Annotated in this window: 20 protein-coding genes; 7 read left to right on the forward strand and 13 right to left on the reverse strand. The window is 68.5% G+C overall.

Annotated features, from left to right (window positions below):
- Nucleotides 1-87: 87 nt before the first annotated feature.
- The 4 genes from AVR91_RS35515 to AVR91_RS35530 all read right to left on the reverse strand — a co-directional run bounded on the left by AVR91_RS35515 (nucleotide 88) and on the right by AVR91_RS35530 (nucleotide 3,303).
- Entirely contained in the window at nucleotides 88-810 is a 723-nt protein-coding gene (locus AVR91_RS35515) for a Crp/Fnr family transcriptional regulator (protein ID WP_063276776.1), read from the reverse strand.
- On the reverse strand, nucleotides 810-1,001 hold the full coding sequence (locus tag AVR91_RS35520) for a hypothetical protein (protein WP_072029315.1): 192 nt from the start codon (nucleotides 999-1,001) through the stop codon (nucleotides 810-812). Before AVR91_RS35520 ends, AVR91_RS35515 begins: the two co-directional genes overlap by 1 nt.
- Before the next feature lie 512 nt (nucleotides 1,002-1,513).
- Complete coding sequence (locus AVR91_RS35525; RefSeq protein ID WP_063276775.1) at nucleotides 1,514-2,182, reverse strand: response regulator; 669 nt, start codon at nucleotides 2,180-2,182, stop codon at nucleotides 1,514-1,516.
- Nucleotides 2,179-3,303 (reverse strand): sensor histidine kinase, encoded by a 1,125-nt coding sequence (locus AVR91_RS35530; protein WP_143254207.1) that lies wholly within the window; start codon nucleotides 3,301-3,303, stop codon nucleotides 2,179-2,181. The genes AVR91_RS35525 and AVR91_RS35530 overlap by 4 nt, the downstream gene beginning before the upstream one ends.
- A 139-nt stretch (nucleotides 3,304-3,442) precedes the next feature.
- Between AVR91_RS35530 and AVR91_RS35535 the strand changes: the two genes are divergently transcribed.
- Both AVR91_RS35535 and AVR91_RS35540 read left to right on the forward strand, forming a co-directional pair.
- Nucleotides 3,443-3,928: a helix-turn-helix domain-containing protein gene (locus AVR91_RS35535; protein WP_063276774.1), complete on the forward strand. Its 486-nt coding sequence runs from the start codon at nucleotides 3,443-3,445 to the stop codon at nucleotides 3,926-3,928.
- 2 nt (nucleotides 3,929-3,930) lie between these two features.
- A complete protein-coding gene (locus tag AVR91_RS35540) occupies nucleotides 3,931-4,488 on the forward strand; it encodes a PIN domain-containing protein (RefSeq protein WP_063276773.1) in 558 nt (185 codons plus the stop codon).
- On the opposite strand, the gene AVR91_RS35545 is transcribed toward AVR91_RS35540, so the two are convergent.
- Nucleotides 4,462-5,319 carry a hypothetical protein gene (locus tag AVR91_RS35545; protein ID WP_228709432.1) on the reverse strand — a complete coding sequence of 286 codons (858 nt, stop codon included), beginning with the start codon at nucleotides 5,317-5,319 and terminating at the stop codon, nucleotides 4,462-4,464. The genes AVR91_RS35540 and AVR91_RS35545 overlap by 27 nt on opposite strands.
- Nucleotides 5,320-5,382: 63 nt before the next feature.
- On the reverse strand, nucleotides 5,383-6,216 hold the full coding sequence (locus AVR91_RS35550; protein ID WP_143254208.1) for a helix-turn-helix transcriptional regulator: 834 nt from the start codon (nucleotides 6,214-6,216) through the stop codon (nucleotides 5,383-5,385).
- 108 nt (nucleotides 6,217-6,324) lie between these two features.
- On the opposite strand from AVR91_RS35550, the gene AVR91_RS35555 reads away from it, so the two are divergent.
- The 3 genes from AVR91_RS35555 to AVR91_RS35565 are packed head-to-tail and all read left to right on the forward strand — an operon-like array spanning nucleotide 6,325 to nucleotide 9,192.
- Complete coding sequence (locus AVR91_RS35555; RefSeq protein WP_063276770.1) at nucleotides 6,325-7,755, forward strand: MFS transporter; 1,431 nt, start codon at nucleotides 6,325-6,327, stop codon at nucleotides 7,753-7,755.
- A 53-nt stretch (nucleotides 7,756-7,808) separates the two neighbouring features.
- Entirely contained in the window at nucleotides 7,809-8,327 is a 519-nt protein-coding gene (locus tag AVR91_RS35560) for an RNA polymerase sigma factor (protein WP_063276769.1), read from the forward strand.
- Nucleotides 8,320-9,192, forward strand: a complete 873-nt coding sequence (locus tag AVR91_RS35565) for a VOC family protein (protein ID WP_063276768.1) — start codon at nucleotides 8,320-8,322, stop codon at nucleotides 9,190-9,192. The genes AVR91_RS35560 and AVR91_RS35565 overlap by 8 nt, the downstream gene beginning before the upstream one ends.
- Nucleotides 9,193-9,377: 185 nt before the next feature.
- Here AVR91_RS35565 and AVR91_RS35570 read toward each other — a convergent pair whose 3' ends face one another.
- From AVR91_RS35570 to AVR91_RS35580, 3 genes are read right to left on the reverse strand one after another with little or no spacing between them, the layout of a single operon-like run.
- On the reverse strand, nucleotides 9,378-11,141 hold the full coding sequence (locus AVR91_RS35570) for a gamma-glutamyltransferase family protein (RefSeq protein ID WP_063276767.1): 1,764 nt from the start codon (nucleotides 11,139-11,141) through the stop codon (nucleotides 9,378-9,380).
- 32 nt (nucleotides 11,142-11,173) lie between these two features.
- Nucleotides 11,174-11,584: a hypothetical protein gene (locus tag AVR91_RS35575; RefSeq protein WP_063276766.1), complete on the reverse strand. Its 411-nt coding sequence runs from the start codon at nucleotides 11,582-11,584 to the stop codon at nucleotides 11,174-11,176.
- A 9-nt stretch (nucleotides 11,585-11,593) separates the two neighbouring features.
- Nucleotides 11,594-12,787: an FAD-dependent monooxygenase gene (locus tag AVR91_RS35580; RefSeq protein ID WP_063276765.1), complete on the reverse strand. Its 1,194-nt coding sequence runs from the start codon at nucleotides 12,785-12,787 to the stop codon at nucleotides 11,594-11,596.
- Nucleotides 12,788-12,900: 113 nt separating this feature from the next.
- On the opposite strand from AVR91_RS35580, the gene AVR91_RS35585 reads away from it, so the two are divergent.
- Entirely contained in the window at nucleotides 12,901-13,479 is a 579-nt protein-coding gene (locus AVR91_RS35585; RefSeq protein WP_063276764.1) for a TetR/AcrR family transcriptional regulator, read from the forward strand.
- 66 nt (nucleotides 13,480-13,545) lie between these two features.
- Here AVR91_RS35585 and AVR91_RS35590 read toward each other — a convergent pair whose 3' ends face one another.
- Nucleotides 13,546-14,856, reverse strand: a complete 1,311-nt coding sequence (locus AVR91_RS35590; RefSeq protein ID WP_076153336.1) for a UDP-glucose dehydrogenase family protein — start codon at nucleotides 14,854-14,856, stop codon at nucleotides 13,546-13,548.
- Between the two features lie 158 nt (nucleotides 14,857-15,014).
- Between AVR91_RS35590 and AVR91_RS35595 the strand changes: the two genes are divergently transcribed.
- Entirely contained in the window at nucleotides 15,015-15,773 is a 759-nt protein-coding gene (locus AVR91_RS35595; RefSeq protein WP_016330550.1) for an SDR family NAD(P)-dependent oxidoreductase, read from the forward strand.
- A 61-nt stretch (nucleotides 15,774-15,834) separates the two neighbouring features.
- Here AVR91_RS35595 and AVR91_RS35600 read toward each other — a convergent pair whose 3' ends face one another.
- The 3 genes from AVR91_RS35600 to AVR91_RS35610 all read right to left on the reverse strand — a co-directional run bounded on the left by AVR91_RS35600 (nucleotide 15,835) and on the right by AVR91_RS35610 (nucleotide 18,961).
- Nucleotides 15,835-16,509, reverse strand: a complete 675-nt coding sequence (locus tag AVR91_RS35600; RefSeq protein WP_063276763.1) for a class I SAM-dependent methyltransferase — start codon at nucleotides 16,507-16,509, stop codon at nucleotides 15,835-15,837.
- 117 nt (nucleotides 16,510-16,626) lie between these two features.
- Complete coding sequence (locus AVR91_RS35605) at nucleotides 16,627-17,235, reverse strand: PadR family transcriptional regulator (RefSeq protein ID WP_083737886.1); 609 nt, start codon at nucleotides 17,233-17,235, stop codon at nucleotides 16,627-16,629.
- A 79-nt stretch (nucleotides 17,236-17,314) separates the two neighbouring features.
- On the reverse strand, nucleotides 17,315-18,961 hold the full coding sequence (locus tag AVR91_RS35610) for a TM0106 family RecB-like putative nuclease (protein WP_394329978.1): 1,647 nt from the start codon (nucleotides 18,959-18,961) through the stop codon (nucleotides 17,315-17,317).
- Nucleotides 18,962-19,045 lie beyond the last annotated feature (84 nt).

Genomic DNA, 19,045 nt, shown 5'->3' on the forward strand with positions numbered 1-19,045 from the left:
TTCAGCTGAGGCGCAGTTGACCTGATCTTGCGCACCCCGCGGCGCAGGGAGGAAATGGACGGGGCTTTCCTCGTGGGAAAGCCCCGTTCACCCCATCGCGATCCGCGGTATCCGCAGCTGAGGGATCCGCCGCCGCGCGGACGGGACCGGCGTGAGCGGCGGGCCGTCCTCACGAAGACGTTTCTTCAGGTGGATCGTCTTGTAGCCGGTGCTCAAATACCCCTCGTTCTTGAGCTTCGCCATCTCGGCGTTGACCGAGGCGGGCGAAGCGCCGATCGCGGAGGCGATGTCCGCGTGGTTCAGCCCGATGTCGATGACGACGCCGTTTTCACCGGGAATCCCGTAGAGCGCCTGCATCCTGGTCAGGAACGCGGTCAGCCTGCTCCGGACCTTGGCCGTCGCGAACCCCAGCGCGACGTTCCGCAGCCGCAGCCGCACGGCCAGGTGCGCGGTGATCAGGGCCATCACCTCGTGATCTTCGTCCAGAAAGCCGTGAAAGGCGTGCCGCGGGATCTCCAGTGCGCGAACCGGTTTCGTGGCGATGTACGAGAGGTGGCTCGGCCGTCCGGCCAGGCAGTCCTCGACGCCGAGCACGTCGCCGGCGCCGAACAGGTCCACGATCGTCGGCGGCGAGCCGCCCTGGGCCGCACGCAGCGCCTTCACGTAGCCGGACCGCGGGATCAGCACCGGCGGCGCCGGGTCACCCTGGTTGAGCAGTGTCGTGCCCGCCGCGTGATCCACGTGTTTGCCGAGGTCGAGCAGCCGATGGCGCTGCCGTTCGGTGACCGCGGCCAGGAAGTCCCCGCCCATCAGCCGACCACCGCCGCGAACGCGTAGAGGATCGCCGGGAGCCCGGCCACGAGCGCCGCGACCGACCCGATGACCTTCGCCGGCTGGGCAACCTTCTTGGTCAGCAGCGACCTGGTGAGGATCGCGGCGAAAACGATGTAGGCGAGTACGACGACGCCCGCGGTGACCACCAGAAGCGGGTCAGGTGTCATTGTCGTCAATGGTGACTCCCAGTGAGAGAAAAAGGTGAATCGATTTCTTGCCCGGCCGGGTGAGAATCACGTCGGGTAGGTGAAATCCCCCCTGCCGTTCAGCCGGAGACTAATGCTCAGTGCCATTGCGACAAAGCAACACGGAGCGAGCAGAACCCGTCCAGGGAGCGATTTCGCGACGGAAAGTAACCGTTATCCCGCCCGTCGACCCGCGGAAAAATCACGCACCGTGCATGCTCACGAGAGCCGAATCGCGCGCGATACTTCTGGATTCGCCAGGAAATCAGGGTTAGCCGTACACCTGTCTGATTTCGATTCAGCGATCGAAACCTCGCCGGAACCCTGGTGGAGACGGAGAACGGACCTGAGTGGCTTCGATGCACGTGCAGATGCACAACCTAAGCGCAGGTGTGGAGTGAACCTGCATGGCGGTTGATTAACGGACTGTCGCACCTGACGACTCCCCGTCACCGGCGCAGGTTTTTCGGCAATCTCAGCATTTTGGGGGAATCTCAACCCCGGCGAGGGCTCACGAGTCCCGATTCGTAGGCGAGCACCACCAGCTGCGCCCGGTCGCGCGCGCCGATCTTGGTCATGATGCGGCTGACGTGCGTGCGGGCGGTGGCCGTCGAGATCACCAGATGCGCCGCGATCTCGTCGTTCGACAGGCCGCCGGCGACCAGGCCGAGGACCTCGCGTTCGCGGTCGGTGATCTCACGGACGGCGCTCACGTCGATGCGGCGGTTCTCCGGCCGGTCGACGAACTCCGCGATCAGCCGCCGGGTCACGGTCGGCGCCAGCAGCGCCTCGCCCGCGGCGACCACCTTCAGCGCCCGCAGCAGCTCCACCGGATCGGTGTCCTTCAGCAGGAATCCGCTCGCGCCGGCGCGCAACGCCTCGTAGACGTACTCGTCGACGTCGAAAGTGGTCAGGACCAGGACCTTCACCCCGGCCAGCTCGGGATTCGCGGTGATCCGCCGCGTCGCTTCGAGCCCGTCGACGCCGGGCATCCGGATGTCCATCACGACGATGTCCGGCCGGTGCTCGACGGCGGCCGCGACCGCCTGCTCGCCGTCGCCAGCCTCGGCACAGACCTCGAAGCCGTCCTCGGTCTCCAGCAACACCCGGAAACCGGCGCGGACCAGCACCTGGTCGTCGGCGAGAACCACCCGGATCGTCATTCTTCCCCCTTGATGGGCAGGTCCACGCGAACCTGGAAGCCGCCGTTCACCACGGACGTCGTGAGCGCGCCGCCCAGCGCGGCCGCCCGTTCGGACATCCCGCGCAGCCCGTGCCCGGGCGCGGGTTCGACGGCGCCACGGCCATCGTCGCGGACGAGCAGCGTCAGCGCACCGGTTTTCCGCTCGAACCTGACGTCGACACCCCGCGCCTGGTTCGCGTGGCGGACCACGTTCGTCAGCGATTCCTGCAGGATCCGGTACGCGGCGCCGTCGACCGGGGCGGGCAGCTCACCCGGCTCGCCGTCGACGCGGACCTCCAGCCCGGCGGCGCGGGCGTGCTCGAAGAGCTCGTCGGCCTGGGCCAGGCTCGGCGCGGGCGCCTTGTCCTCCCCTGAACGCAGCACGGCCAACGTCGCGCGAAGGTCCTTCAACGCCGAAGCGCTCGCTTCCTTGATGTTCAGCAACGCCTCTTTCGCCTGTTCAGGCCGCCTGTCGGCGACATGCGCGGCGACCCCGGCCTGGACGTTGATCATCGCGAGACTGTGCGCGACGACGTCGTGCACCTCGCGGGCGATGGTGAGCCGCTCCTGCTCGGCCATCCGGTGCCGGTGCTCGTCGGCCTGCTCGCGGCGGGCCCGCGCGGCGGCCATCCCGTTGCGCACCGCCGTCCCGACCCCGACGACCGCGATCACCCAGACCAGGCCCAGCCCGGCCCGCAGGTCGAAGCCGGCGAACCCGTGCCGGACGAACAACACGATCCCCGCCACCGCCAAGAGCGCTCCGCCGGTGCTGCCCGCGACGAGCGGCCCGCGGATCTTGGTGAGCAGGAAGAGCGCGATGGTCGGCAGCACGATCGCCGGCCCGCCCGGGTTGCCGGACATGTAGTAGCCGAGTGTCGACGCGGAGGTGAGCAGGAAGATCGTCATCGGGAAGCGGTGGACGATCAGCAGCGGCACCGCGGTGGCGACCAGCCAGAGCACCCCGGACGAGGTCAGCTGTGGCGCGTCCGGCTGCCAGCGCGAGGCGCCGCTCGTGGCGCCGAGGACGAACCCCAGCGGCAGCACCACGCGCAGCACGCGGCCCACCCAGGGGGTCCATGGGTACCGTTCCTTCAGCAACACAGGACGAAAGCTACCTGGGGCGGGGACGGGTCGCGTCCGTTGAAAAGCGGCTTCCGGGCTACGCCGCGTGCGGTAGCCGCCGACCAAGGATGCATCTTTCGTTTTTTTCGATTAACGTGGTGGTACCCGAGGAGGCGCCATGACATCGACGATCGAACAGCACACCGTTCTCCCGCCATCCGCCACCGAACCGGACGCCCGCCGGGAGCTCCGGCGGCTCGACGAGTTCATGATCGCGACCTCGCCGGCCCATCAGGCGAAATTGGTGGGCCCGGACGGCAGCGAAGTGCCACTTCCCGGGCAGGTCTACGACGTGCTTCGGGACGTCGTGAAGGCGATGTCCCAGGGCTTCACCATCAACATCGCGCCGCTGAACGCCGTCCTGACCACTCAGCAGGCGGCCGACATGCTCAACGTCTCCCGGCCGACGCTGGTCAAGCTTCTGGAATCCGGTGAGATCCCGTTCGAGAAACCGGGACGTCACCGGCGGGTCCTTCTCAGTGACTTGCTCGACTACCGGGCGCGTTCCCGTGCGGAACGGCAAGGAATTCTCGATGAGCTGACAGCTTCGGCGAGCCGGGACGGCAGCGATGACATCGTCGACGGGTTCGTCCAGACTCGCTAGCCGTGCCGTTTCCCGCCTTCCTCGATGCTTGCGTGCTCATTCCGATCCGGTTGACGGATCTGTTGCTGCGGCTGGCGGAGGCCGGCACCTATCGCGCTCTGTGGTCGGGCGAGGTGCTCGACGAGGTCGAGCGGAATCTCGTCGGGCATTTCGGTCTGGAGCCGCAGCAGGCGAAGCGGCGGTTGACCGGAATGCGCTCAGCCTTCCCGGATTCCGAGGTCACCGGCTACGAGCCGCTGATTCCGACCATGACCAACCATCCGAAGGACAGGCACGTCCTAGCGGCCGCGGTCCATGCGAACGCCGCCGTCATCGTGACAGCGAATCTCAAGGACTTTCCGCCCTCGGCCCTCGAACCCCACCAACTCGAGGCCGTGCATCCGGATGATTTCCTTCTCGATCAACTCGGTCTGTATCCAGCGGCCACACTTCGCTGCCTGCGCGAACAGGTCTGCGCACTCGAGCGGCCGCCGGAAACCTTGAGGGAGTTCCTCGAAAGATTCGAGAGAACGGTTCCCGTCTTCAGCAAGGAATCACGTCGCCTGCTCGACCGCGGGTAGCCGCCGCAGGACCGAGACCATCATCAGCGCCCCGCCGACCACCTGCACGGCCAGCACCGCCGCGCGATCGGCGGATCCCATGGTGAGCGCGGCGAACAGGCCCCACGCCCCGGTGCCCGCCATCGTCCCGGCGCCGGTCCACACCAGCACCAGCCGCGGCCAGAACCGCCCTCGCGAAACGTTCGCCAGCGCCAGAGCGGCGAGGACGGCGAGCACCGCGATCACGATGTCCTGTCCACGAGCGGCGACACCGCCGGGGCCGAACGCCCAGATCGCGTGGAAGGCGGCGCAGACGAGTGCGGTGACGATGCCGAGCAGGCCCGCCCCACCGATGGTCCCCGGCTTCACGGTGCCGGTGACGACGAACCACCAGCGGTCGCGGGCGTAGAGCACGAACGCGGTCAGCAGCATGATCCCTTGCCAGGCGAAGCCGCCGTAGACGACGGCCCAGACCCAGTTCTCCAGCGGCAGGTCGGCCGATTGCGTGGTCGTCAGGTCGGCGGCGATCACCGGGATGTCCAGCACGATCGGGGCGAGCAGCCCGGTGCCGATCCAGATCGGGAACAGCACGAGCGGCGCGGGGATCCGGCGTCCCCAGGAGTAGGTGAACGCCAGCGCCAGGAGCACCGCGACGACGTCCATTCCGCCGGTGACCAGATTCGCGAACACCATCAGGTCGGAGTCCACAAAGGACGGATCTCGGAGGCCGAGGCTGCCTCCGGTGACCCAGGACGCCTTCAACGTCAGGTACGGGAGCGTGCCGAGGATCGCCGCGTAGCAGACGATCAGGCGAGCGCTGGAGATCTTGGGTGGAGCCATCGCTACGGTCATGCACCCAGCGTCGGCGTTCACACCACGGAAAGGCTCCCTCGCGAGCCTGGTCCGCCTCCCCCTTCAGAAGGAGCTGGGCAGCTTCGCCGCGGTCTCTTCGTCGGCCGGGGTCAGCGTCGCCAGGGAGATCTCGGAACGCCGCCCGAGGTACAGATACGAGAATTCGAACCGCAACAGGCCGACGTCCGGGTGCAGGTATCGCTTGAGCACGATCCGTTCGCCTGAGACGTCGTGCTCCTTCCACATCCGTTCGAAGAGCTCGGACTCCTGCCGCAGGCGTTTGACCAGGTTCTTCCACGCCGGCTCGGCGATGTGCTCGGCCATCGCGGCGCGGAAACCGGCGACCACCCGGGGCAGGTTGAGCTCCCAGTCCGGCAGCCTGCGGCGCCACTCGGGATTGGTCAGGCACTGGATCAGCGTGTTGCGCTCTTCGAACGGGATGTCGTCGAGGCCGCCCATCAGCCAGTCGTAAGCGCGGTTGTAGGCGAGGATGTCGCATCGCGCGTTGCGGACGCAGACCGGGAACGGCTCCAGTTTGTCCATCATCCGGTGGATGTTCTGGCTGAGGAGCTTGCAGTCCTTCTCCAGCGGCGGCTCGGGCGCGCCGGCGAGGGTGAACAGGTGCGTGTGCTCGTGCGGGTCGAGCCGCAGGGTGCGGGAGATCGCGTCGAGCACCTGCTCGGAGGCGTTGATGTCGCGGCCCTGTTCGAGCCACGTGTACCAGGTGACCCCGACCCCGGCCAGCTGCGCGACCTCCTCGCGGCGCAGTCCGGGCGTGCGGCGCCTGCCGCTGATCGGCAGGCCGACCTGGTCCGGGGTGATGCGCTCGCGGCGGCTGCGCAGGAACGCGGCCAGCTCGTGCCGCCGCACGTCGGCCACTCGCGAATCGACGGTCATGGTCACCTCATCAGGTTCGCAAAGCTCGAAGCCGGTTACCAGGTAGTGGCGGTACCAGGATAAACACACTCCTGGTACCAGGGTCGCGACCGGCTGATCGTGGTACTCATGACTTCGACGCAAGTTCCGGCGACGCCCGCGCGCGTCACCGCCGGCCCGGCCCTGACCTCGGCGGGCCTGGTCACCGTGCTGCTGGGGGCGGCACTTCCGCTCATCGACTTCTTCATCGTCAACATCGCCCTGCCCGCGATCGGTTCGGACCTCCGCACCTCGTCGGCAACCTTGGAACTGGTGGTCGCGGCCTACGGGATCGCCTACGCCGTCCTGCTCGTCGTCGGCGGACGGCTCGGTGACGCCTTCGGCCGCCGCAAGCTGTTCCTGATCGGGCTGGCCGCGTTCACGTTCACCTCCCTGCTCTGCGGGATCGCGCCGACGGCGTTGACGCTGGTGCTGGCACGGGCCGCGCAGGGGGCGGCTGCGGCGCTGATGCTGCCGCAGGTGCTGTCGATCATCCAGGCGACGACCACGGGCGAACGCCGCTCCAAGGCCCTGGGGCTCTATGGCGCGACAGCTGGGCTTTCGATGGTGCTGGGGCAGTTCCTCGGCGGCGCGCTGGTCGCCGCCGATCTGTGGGGCACCGGCTGGCGGCCGATCTTCCTGGTCAACGTGCCCGTCGGCATCGTCGGCCTGGTGGTCGCGCGACGGCTGATCCCGGAAAGCCGTTCGCGGAACCCGATCGACATCGACCGTCCCGGCACCTTCTTCCTGGCGATCGCGCTGGTGTCGCTGCTGCTCCCGCTGGCGGAAGGACCGGTTCAGGGCTGGCCACTGTGGACGATCGCGCTGCTCGTGGTCTTCCCGTTCGCCGCGGCCGGATTCGTCCACGTCGAGCGCCGGATGGAACGCCGGGGCGGTGTCCCGCTGCTGCCGCCGTCGGTGATGCGGATGCCGAGTGTGCGCCAAGGCCTGCTGGTCGGGGTGCCGTTCTTCATCGGGTTCAGCGCGTTCATGTTCGTGTTCGCGGTGACGCTGCAGGACGGTCTGCACCTGGGGCCGTTCGGTTCCGGCCTGGTGACGGCGCCGCTTTCGCTCGCGTTCTTCGCGATGTGCCTGGTCAGCAGCCGTCTGGTGACGCGGTTCGGCCAGCGGGTGGTGGCCGCCGGTCTTTCGGTGCAGCTGCTCGGGCTGCTGACGCTGATCGGCACCGTGCTGCTGGAATGGCCGGATCTCGGAGTGCTCGATTTCGTGCCGGGGATGCTGTTGTGCGGTCTCGGCCAGGGACTGGCGATGACGACGGTGTTCCGGATCGTGTTGTCGAAGGTGCCGCCGGAGATCGCCGGGGTCGGCAGCGGGATGCTGACGACGTCTCAGCAGGCCGCGATGGCGCTGGGTGTGGCGACCCTGGGGACGTTGTTCGCGTCCGCCGGTGCCGGGCCGCTCGGGATGAAGGGCGCGTTCGCGCTGGTCATCGGCATTCAGGCGGTGCTGACGGTCGGTGTGATCACGGTGGCGCGGCGGCTGCCGGATCCGCGGGCCTGAGAAAGTTCGTTTTCACCCGTCGGAGTTGTGGCTCCCCGAGCGACGATGGGGTTGTGACGGAACCACGGGTGCATCGGGACCCGGCCTTCGCGCTGCTGTCGCTGTACGAGACGGCGTTGCCGGAGGTCTACGGGTACCTGCTGTCCCGGTGCGGTGATCGCACCCTCGCCGAGGAGCTGACGTCCGAAACGTTCCTCGGCGCGGTGAGGTCCTGTCGCAAGGAGTTCGCACCGCCGGTGAGCACCGGGTGGCTGATCGGCGTCGCCCGGCACAAACTCGCCGATCACTGGCGGCGCAAGGAACGCGAGGAACGCGGGCTGCGGCTCGTCCACGAGGAGGAGTACACCGATCCGTGGGACGAACGGCTGGACGCGCTGCTGGCGCGTGAGGTGCTCGCGTCGCTCGGGGCGCATCATCAAGCCGCGTTGACGCTTCGCTACGTCGACGGCCTCCCGGTCCCGGAGGTCGCCGAGCATCTCGAGCGCACGGTGCACGCCACCGAGGCGTTGCTCGTGCGAGCCCGTGCCGCGTTCCGGCGTGCTTATCAGGAAAAGGAGGGTCGCGATGCCTGATCCGTTCGACGCGCTTCGCGCGCCCTCACAGCCTGTCGAGCCTGACCCGCTCTTCGCCGCCGAACTGCGCGACAACCTTCGTCGCGCCGTCCTGAACGGAGCCGAGATGACAGTCGATGCCGAAGTCCGCTCGTTGACGCCGTACCTCGTGGTGACGGATGCCCGCGCCGCGCTCGATTTCTATGTCGAGGTGTTCGGGGCGCGACGGCGGTCCGAACCGATCGTGATGGAGGACGGCCGCGTCGGGCACGCCGAACTGGCCATCGGGGACAGCGTGCTGATGTTCGCCGAGGAGTTCCCCGAGCTGGGCATCGTCGTGGCGCCCTCCGGTGGCCCGCTGATCCGGGTCGAGGTCGCGGACGCGCACGCTTCGGCCGCGCGGGCCGTGGAGCTGGGCGGAGAGCTGCGACGTCCCGTCGCGGACGAGGGCCACGGGCTGAGCGGGGAGATCAAGGACCCGTACGGCCAGCGGTGGCTCGTCGCGCAAGCGGCGCCTCGGCCCGCTTCCGCGGCTACGCCGATCCGGCACGGCGAAGCGGGCTACTTCACCTTCCAGGTCCCGGACGACGAACGCGCGAAGGCGTTCTACGGCGCCGTTCTGGACTGGCAGTTCTCGCCCGGGACGGTCGAGGGCGGCTGGGGCGTCGAAGGCTCCGGCCTGCAGGGCGGGCTCTGGGGTGGCCCGGGGCGGCAGGTGGGCTGGAAACTCATGTACGCCGTCGACGACCTCGCCGCCGCCCTCGACCGTGTCCGGGCCCAGGGCGGCCAGGCAGGCGAAACCGAACAGCAGCCCTACGGCCTGAGCGCCGATTGCGTGGACAACCAGGGCATCGAATTCTGGCTCTGGGAACAGCCACGCTCTTAAGTCACTACCCCACCCCCCACCACTCCCAGGGGGGCGACCCCGAAGCCAGTCTATCGCCGATGGGGGCGGGGAGGCGGACGTGAGCCGGGTTGTCCACAGGTGGGAACCATTGTGGACAACCGCTTGCCGTGAAGGCCTCCTTCCCTACCCTGAAAGCAGGGAAGGAGGCCTTCACGGCAAGAGAGTCAGCGGCCGGCGGCGTAGCCCTGCATACCGCGCGCGTTGGCGGCGGCGCGGAGCACGCCGCCGGACCGGGATACGGCCGAAAGCCGCCCGAGCGCCCAAGGACCGGCATCGACGACGGCGTGCCCGCGTGCGGCAAGAGCGTCCATTGTGGACTTACCGAGCCGCGACTCGACCACCAGTTCCCGCGGCGTCCACGAACGCGGATAGAACGAACTCGGGAACGCGGTGGTGTGCCATGCGGGAGAGTCGATCGACTCCTGCAGGTTCAGCCCGCCGAGCGTGTGCGCCAGCCAGAAACACAGCTGCCACTGGTCCTGCTGGTCGCCACCCGGAGTGCCGAACGCGAGCACCGGCTCGCCGTCCCGCAGGCCCATCGACGGCGAAAGCGTGATCCGCGGCCGTTTGCGCGGCGCGAGCGAGTTCGGCAAACCCTGCTCCAGCCAGAACATCTGCCCGCGCGAGTCGAGGCAGAACCCGAGTTCCGGGATCGTCGGGCTCGACTGAAGCCAGCCACCCGACGGCGTCACCGAGATCATGTTCCCGGCCGCGTCGACGACGTCGATGTGCACGGTGTCGCCGCGGGTCTCGCCCAGCGGCCCGACCGTCGGCTCCCCCGTCGCACCGGAACCGGATTCCAGTCCGCGCAACCTTTCGAGGATCGCGGGCAGCTTCGGCGAGGGGCCGCCGGGCCGCAGTTCGGCGGACGCCTCGTCGGTGATCAAGACCCGGCGGGCGTCCGCGTACTCGCGAGAGATCAGCAGGTCGATCGGCACCTCGGGCGAGTCGCCGTACCACGCCTCGCGATCCGCGAAAGCCAGCTTCGCCGCCTCGACGGCCAAGTGCACCGTGCGTTCGGTCGGAATTCCGTCCACATAGGACAATCCGTCGCGCAGGCCGTCCAGCAGCCGCGCTTGCTGCAGCAGTGCCGGACCTTGCGTCCAGGCGCCCATCTTCACCAGGCCCCAGTCGCCGAAGTCGACCTGCAGCACGTCCTCGTACGTCGCTTCCCAGCCGGCGATGTCCTCGCCGGTGAGGAGACCGGCGTGATCGCGGCCGGAGTCGTCACGGAAAGCCTTGCGGCTGAACGCCTCGATCGCCTCGGCGACGAAACCCTGCGACCACGCGCGACGTCCGGCGTCGATCTGGGCCTCGCGGCCGCTGACCGATTCGGCCTCGGTGAGCAGCCGCTCCCAGGTGTCGGCGAGCGCCGGATTGCGGTGCAAACCCTCGGCGGGCTTGCCGTCCGGCAACCAGAGCGCCGCGGACGTCGGCCAGTGCTCGGTGAAGAGTTCCTGAACCGCGCGGATCGTGTCACCGACCCGGCTGACCAGCGGAATCCCGTTACGAGCGTAGGAAATCGCGTAGCCGAGGACATCGCGCAACGACTTCGTGCCGTGATCCCGCAGGAGCAACAGCCAGCCGTCCCACGCGCCCGGGACGGTCGCGGGGAGCAGGCCGCTGCCGGGGATCAGATCGAGCCCGAGGTCCGCGAAGTACTCGGGCGTCGCGGCCGCGGGCGAGACCCCCTGACCCGCGAGAGCACGCGGAGTCCGATCCGCGGCGGTGACGAAGATGCCGGGGACCTGCCCCGCCGGGCCGCACAGATGCGGCTCGGCGACCTGCAGGACGAACCCGGCGGCCACCGCCGCGTCGAAGGCGTTGCCGCCGTTTTCGAGCACCGCCATGCCGGTGGCCGAGGCCAGCCAGTGCGTCGATGCCACCATGCCGTGGGTGCCGGCCAGTTCCGGCCTGGTCGTGAACACGACGGTGATACTACGCTTTGCTAACTACTTTTTCAGTCCCAGCAGTTGAAGAGGGCTTCGCCGAGGTTTCCGGGCTTCCAGTACGTCACGTCGGAGTAGGACATGTAGGGCCACTCCTCCAGGACGAGAGGCCCCTCGAGATCAGCCCGGCTGAACACCTTGGTGCCGGGAAGGATCTGCGAGACGATCATCAGCAGTTCCGGTTCGTCGACGAAGGACGGCCGGCCATACGGCACGAAGCTGGGGAAGTACTCGTTTCCGGTCGGCTGGTGTTCCGCGGCGGCGAGAAGGTTCCACTCCTGCCGTAGCACCACGATGGTGCGATCTTCATAGGCGACGAGCGCCTGCTCGAAATTGAGCGGGTAGACCGCGCACTGGAATTCGAGCGCCCGGCCCCCGGTCGACCGGGCCGCCTCATGACAGGCCCTCCGAAATTCCCTCACCCACCGAAACTATCCCCGCGTGGCCACCGGAGCGTCATAGTTTTCCAGCGTCGCCGCGTTCGCCGCCCGCGACGTGATCCACGTGAACACCTTGGTCATCGGCCGCGAACCCAGGATCCGGTACAGGAAGTTCCGGTAGCCGACCATGAACGGCGTCTTCGGCGCGAGGAAGGTGCCGATGCCTGCCGCCTGCTTCTGCGAGACCTTCACCGGACCACGCAGTTTCTCTTCGTAGCGCGCGAAGGCGACTTCGTGGTCTCCGTGCGCGGCGGCGAGTTCCCCCGCCAGGATGTACGCGCCCATCATCGCGAGCCCGGTGCCCGAACCGCCCGGCCCCGCGCACCAGGCGGCGTCACCGAGCAGGACGACCCGGCCCCGCGACCACTTGTCGAGATGGATCTGGCTGAGCGAATCGAAGTACAGCGTGTCGGTATCGCGGAGGCTCTCCAGCAGCGTCGGGACTTCCCAGCCGAAGTCGGCGTAGCGCTCGGTGAGGGCCTTCTTCTGCGCTTCGACGTCGCGTCGGTCGACCTCCAATTCCCCTGACGCGAAGACGAAACTGACGTTGAGCGCCGAGCGATCGCGGCCGCTGGCGACCATGACCGTCCGGCCGGGGACGCTGCAGATCTGGCCGAGGTGGTCCAGATCCAGGTGATTGGGCGCGTTGAAGCCCGCGGTGTGGAAGCCGAGATCGGTGCGGAACAGCTCTTCCTCGCCGAACGTCAGCCGCCGCACACCCGAGTGCAGCCCGTCCGCGCCGACGACCAGGTCGAATCTGCGCGGCTCGCCGTGGGCGAAGGTGACGTCGACACCATCCGTGCGCTCGTCCAGCCCGGTGATCCAGTCGCCGAAGACGTACTCGACGTCGTCTTTCGTGTGGCCGTAGAGGATGCGCGTCAGATCTCCGCGCTCGATCTCGACTTCGCCGCTGAAGAAGACCGACGGCATCTGGGCGACCTTCTTGCCCCGCGGGTCGACGATGACCTGCGCGCCCATCGCGGTTTCCTTCGCGCGGATGTCCTCGAGGATCCCCATGCGCTTCAGCAGCGTCATCTGCTCGCCGCGGAAGTCGACCGCGCTGCCGCCTTCACGCAGGGCCGGGGCGCGTTCGACGACGGTCGGCACGAAACCGCGCTTCCGCAGCCAGAAGGCGAGGGCCGGACCCGCGATGCCGGCGCCGGAGATCAGAACGGTGGTCGTCATGGCTTGCTCCCTGGGTTCGTGGTGCTGGGAGCGACCGTACGGCAGATTTGCACGCTTGGTCAAGCCACTTGGTTAAACCAGATGGATAAACCGCGTGGTCTAGGATCTCGGGCATGGGCAATCGCGAGGACCTGATGGCGGGCGCCATCCAGTGCTTGAAGGAAAAAGGCTGGTCACGCACGACCGTGCGGGACATCGCGACGGCGGCGGGGGTCAGCCACGCGGCGATCGGTTACCACTTCGGATCGCGAGAAGCCCTGTTGCTGACGGCGTTCTCGCAGGCGATGGACGACTGGGGCAGGGAGATCCAGGTCGAGATGCGGGACGCCGTCGACCCCGACGCGTCGCCGTCCGAGCAGTACGCGGCTTCCTGGCGCGCGATGATCGACTCGTACGGGCGCAACCGGCAGCTGTGGATCGCCTCGATCGAGGCGTTCGTGCAGTCCGAACATCACCCTGAGTTGCGCAAACAGCTCGCCGCCGCGCAGCGCGAAGGCCGCCGGGGGATGGCGGCGGGCATCCTCGGGATCGACGAGGACAGCCTCACCGAGGCGGACGAACGCCGGGTCGGCGCGGTCGCCACGGCCCTGAATTCGGGCGTGATGCTGCAGCACATGCTCGACCCGGAGAACGGTCCGACGGCCGAGGAGGTCGTGGACGGGCTGCTCAAGCTCGTCTCCCTAGTGTCATGAAAGGGTCGTTCAGGACATTTTTCGTCCTGAACGACCCTTTCATGACACCCGCGGGAGGCAGGTGGGTCAGGAGACGGCGACCTTCCGCCGCAGCGCCGCCCGCGGCCGCCCGACGCCCTGCCATGACAGGCCGGCGTCCAGGATCTGGTGCGGGTCGAGGAGATTGCGCGTGTCGACGACCGAATCGCCGTCCATCTGCTCGGCCATGTAGGTCCAGTCGAGCCGTTTGAACTCGTCCCATTCCGTCAGCACGACGACGGCGTCGGCGGCCTTCGCGACCTGGTACGGGTCGTCGACCACGGTCATGCCGTCGATGTGCCCGCCGACGGCGGGGTCGTACGCGGTCAGTTCCGCGCCGAGCGCGCCCAGCACGGAAGCGACCGCGAGGGCGGGCGAGTCGCGCAGATCGTTCGTCCCGGCTTTGAACGCCAGCCCGAGGACACCGATCCGCGAACCGGCCAGCGTGCCGCCGACGGCGCCGGCGATCTTCGCGACGACGCGGTCCCGCTGCGCGATGTTCTCCTCGATCGCCGAGGTGAGCAGCGTGAAGTCGTACTGCACCGACTCGGCGACCTTCACCAGCGCGCTGGTGTCCTTCGGCAGGCACGAGCCGCCCCAACCGGGGCCGGGTTTGAGGAACGAGCGGCCGATGCGCCGGTCGTAGCCCATGCCCTCGGTGACCAGGTCGATGTCCGCGCCGAGGCGTTCGCACAGTTCGGCGATCGAGTTCACATAGGACAGTTTCATCGCGAGGAAGCAGTTCGCCGCGTACTTCACCAGTTCCGCGCTGGCCGCGTCGGCGACGACGACCGGGGCGGCGAGGTCGGCGTAGAGATCGCCGACCCAGCGGGCGGCCGCGACGTCGTCCGAGCCGACGACGATCCGGTCGGGGCCGAGGAAGTCCTCGACCGCGGTGCCCTCACGCAGGAACTCGGGGTTCGACACCACCGGCACGTCCGTGCGGCCGAGCATCGCCTGGATGCGCTTCGACGTCCCCACCGGAACGGTCGATTTGGTGATCAGCGCGCACCCCGGCGGGATGACGTCGCCGATCTCGGCGGTCACGGCTTCGACGGCCCGCAGGTCCGCCGAGCCACCCGCGCCCATCGGCGTTGGCACACAAAGGAAAACGGCCTCGGCGTCGCGAACGGCGTCGCGCGCCCCGACGACGAACTCGAGTCTCCCGCTGGTCAGCCCCCTCGACACCAGCTCGGACAATCCCGGCTCCAGGATGTCCACCCGTCCGGCGGAAAGCCTTGCGACCTTCGCCTGGTCGACATCGACGCAAGTGACTCGATGCCCCAGGCCGGCCAGGCAGGCCCCCGTGGTCAATCCGACGTAACCGGTCCCCACCACCACGATCCGAGCAGCGCTCATGCTGCTGAAGGTGACAGCCGGAGTTGACCTCCGAGCGAACGGAATGCTTCAGGCCCGAATACTCCTCACGACATGCTTCGCCCCGTAGTGAGCCATCCCACCCGGGCCCGATGCGAACGAGCGTTAACCTATGAACGGTTGCCGACGAAAGGGAGAACATGCAGATCACCGATACCGCGGCGCTCGTCACGGGTGGCGCGTCCGGGCTCGGCGGCGCGACCGCGAAGGCGCTCGCCGCGAAGGGCGCGCGGGTCTTCGCGCTGGACCTCGCCGGTGCCATCGCGAACGCCGAGCAGGTCGAGGGCATCACGTACGTCGAGGCGGACGTGACCGACCCGGAGCAGGTGCGTGCCGCCGTCGCGACCGCTGCCGAGTCCGGGGTGCCGCTGCGGACCGTGGTGAACTGCGCCGGGATCGGCCCGTCCGCGCGGATCCTTTCGAAGAAGGGCCCGCACGACCTCGCCCTGTACGCGAAGGTCGTCCAGATCAACCTGATCGGCTCCTTCAACGTGCTGACGCTGGCCTCCGAGGCCATCGCCAAGACCGAGCCGCTGGCCGACAACGCGCGCGGCGTCATCATCAACACCGCGTCGGTCGCCGCCTTCGACGGCCAGATCGGGCAGGTCGCGTACTCGTCGTCCAAGGGCGGCATCGTCGGGATGACCCTGCCCGCCGCGCGCGACCTCGCGTCGCACGGGATCCGCGTGCTGACCATCGCGCCGGGCATCGTCGACACCCCGATGCTGGCGACGGTGAGCGAGGAGTTCCGCGCTTCGCTGGCCGAGGGCGTGCCGTTCCCGAAGCGGCTCGCGCGGCCGGACGAGTACGCGCAGCTCGCGCTGTCGCTGATCGACCACGACTACCTGAACGGCGAGGTCATCCGGATGGACGGCTCGCTGCGCATGGCCCCTCGCTGAGCGATGTCATGAAAGGGTCGTTCCTGACAAAAGATGTCAGGAACGACCCTTTCATGACATTTCAGGGGCGGGTGAGGCGGACGTCCAGGCTGATGCCCGACGTCGAGATCTCACCCGTCCGGAACGCGGTTTCGGCGACCAGCCCGCCGAAGTCGACCGGCGTGTACGCCCGCCGCCGCAGCTGGCCGAGCGTCTGCCGAGTCGCCAAAGCGGCCAGTTTGCCGAGCCGCATGCTCTCGACCTCGCGCGCGATGTCGCCCTCGGTCGAGTCCCGGTTCATGTCCTGCACCACGGCCGTACCGCCCGGGCGCAGCACCCGGTACATCTCGTCGAGTGCCTTCACCGGCCACACGAAGTTCTTGAACGCCGCCTGGCACACGACGAAGTCGAACGACTCGTCGCCGAACGGCATCGCCGCGACATCGCCCTCGCGGAACGAGACCTCGACGCCTTCGGTCCGCGCGTATCCACTCGCGATCTCGACGAACGTCGGCGCGACGTCGAGGCCGGTGACGGAGAACCCGAGCCGCGCGAGTTCGACGGCGAAGTAGCCGGGGCCGAAGGCGACCTCGAGGATCTTCGCGCCTTCCGGCAGGTCCGCGGTGAGTTCGCGGGCCTGCCGCCGCCAGTTTTCGATCTGCGGTCCGGTGCCGCGCTGCCGGGCGTAGTTCCGCGCCAGCGCGCCGCCCATCTCCGGCACGATCTTGAACCGTTTCCTGTCCTTGATGTTCGACATGTCTCTCCAGGTTGTTCGCCCGGAGCCCGGTTATCCTCGAAGTGCCGTCTCGTGGCCGGGTTCCGGTTGCGGGATCGTCGCCCCGGCGGGGTGCTGCAACACCTCGCCGGGGCTCTTTCAGCTGCGGGTACTCCCCCTTTCCGCCACCAAGGCCCGCCACTGCGCGAGCCCCGGCATCGAACCGGAAGTCAGTTCCCCGAGGATCGAGCGGACCCATTCGGCCTCGGCGACGCGGATCGCCAGGTGGTACTCGGTTTCGAGCAGCACCAACCGCGGGATCTCCTCGATCAGCCGCGCCAGCTCCGCTCGCGTCGAGGCGATGTCCTCGTCCAGTGCCGCCAGCCGGGTGCGGAGCAGGGCGACCACCTCGTCCGGCCCGAGCCACCCCATCACCGACAGCCCGGCGACGAATTTCGGCTCCTCCGGCGCGAGCTCGGCGAGAAGTTCACGCAGCCAGTCGAGCATTTCGTCACGGCCGACGTCGGTGATCCGGTACACCGTGCGCTCGGGGCGGGCGCCGTCGCGACCGCTCTCCGCGGCCTCGATGAGGCCGTGTTTCCGCAGGTTGCCGACGACCGTGTAGAAGGACCCCCACTTGATCCCCATGTCGCGGTCCTTGCCGCGGCTCTTCAGGACCGAGGCCATTTCGTACGGATGCATGGGGCGCTCGTTCAGCGTGGACAGGATCGCCAGCGCCAGCAGATTCCCGACCTTGCGCCGCTTCACCACGCCTCCTCGTAGACGAGTACTCGTCAACGAGTATCCACAGGGGCGTGAATGATCGCAAGCTCGGTAAGAGCCGGGGTCAGAGGTCGTTCATGTACGGCACGGACGTCTGCGCGTGGTCGGTCATCCAGTTCCGCAGCGCGTGCGTGGCCAGGACGTCGTCCTCGTTGTAGCGCAGGAGACGCTCCCGCTGGACGTCGTCGGGGACACCGCCGTCCATGCCGACGGCGTCGCGGTACCACCTCATCGACGCCTCGCCGCCCGCTTCCGGATCGCGCCACGCGAACCCGGCGACCGGTGCGATGACCTTGAGCCCCTTGCCGTGCGAGCACAGGAACTGGTCGGTGACGCTGCGGAAGAGGTCGATCCACTCCTCGGAGTCCACAAAGGACGCGATCTCGGCCTTCTTGGGAACACCGGGGTATTCGCCGAAACGGCTCGCGGAGCCGAAGAGCCAGCGGTTCTCGGCGAGCGCGTTGTAGCAGTAGGCGCGGAAGGTCAGGCCGGCGGCGAGCGTGCGCTCGCGGACTTCGGTGAACCAGGCCCAGAACTCCGCGAACGACCGGGCCTCGTCGGCGGTCGGCAGCGGCTCCCAGGTCGCGAACGCCCGGTAGCCCTGCTCCATCCCGATGTCGGCGCCGGTCAGCAGCGAACCCCACAGGTACGCGCCGGAATCACCGAAGCTCTCCATGTCGACGTCGACCTCGACGTCGCCGCGCGGGACCTCGACGCGGTCGACCTTGCGCACCATCGTGAGATCGGCGAGCCAGGCGCGCGCCAGGATGATCGAGTCGGCGAAGGTGCCGCCGGTCCAGTTCATCGGCGGGGGCTCGTCGGCCGGATCGAGCGCGGCCAGCTTGTCCACTGTGGACACCCCGGCGCGGCGCAGCTCCATCGCGTCCTCGCCGCGGACGACCAGGCTGACGTCGCGGGTTTCGGTGAGCACGACCTCGCACGTCGGCCACCAAGGGCAGCGCCGGCATTCGAGGACGCGAGAAGGCTCAGCGAGCGCCTCTTCCCCTTCGGCGGCGGCGGTCGCGATGGCGAGCCTGTCGGCGAAGCGGCTCTGGTACTCCGTCAGCGCGCTTCGGCCGCCAGGCCAGGTGGCCGCGGACAGGTCGTGCCAGACGACGACGTCCGCGTCGAGACCGATGACGCCGCCGACGGCGCGGTGTCCTTCGTGCTTTCCGAGCGCTTCGAGCATCCGATAGAGGTGCGCGAGCCGCATCTGGTCCCGCGGCTGCGAGCGGACCTTTCGCGCCGGGTCGGGCACCCGGTTCGCCGGGTCGAGGTCGGTCATCACGGTGGTCGGCGCGCCCGCGCCACGATCGGTGATGCGGTGCCGCACGACCAGCACCGGCACGTAGCCGTCGCCGGTGTTGACGAGGAGCTCGGAGCCGCCACGCCGGTGACCGGCGCGATCCACCGGGAGCAGCGCTCCCCAGATGTAGCGCGCTTCGGCGGCGAAGGCCTCTTCGGTCAGCTGCACGCGCTCGGCGGCCGGGAGGTCGCGAGGGATCTTGACCCAGGTCGCCTCGGGGCCGGTCGCGTCCATGAGCCGCTGCACGATCGCGTCGCGATGCGCCGACGCGTCGGCGATCCGCTGCTGGGCGGCCGGGTCGGGCGGGGCGAGCGGGACCTCGCGCATCGCCGGATCGTGTTCCAGGTGCACGCGACGCCGGCAGCGGCTCACCGCTCCCGCGTCCAGTAGCACCTCGTTACTCACGGACAACACTCTAGAAGGCCACCGGCAAGCCGACATGCCCGCCACATCGGGGACCAGTAAGTTCGTCAGTGACACAGCGTGGGA

It is taken from the genome of Amycolatopsis keratiniphila subsp. keratiniphila (assembly GCF_001620365.2).
Classification (GTDB): Bacteria; Actinomycetota; Actinomycetes; order Mycobacteriales; family Pseudonocardiaceae; genus Amycolatopsis; species Amycolatopsis keratiniphila.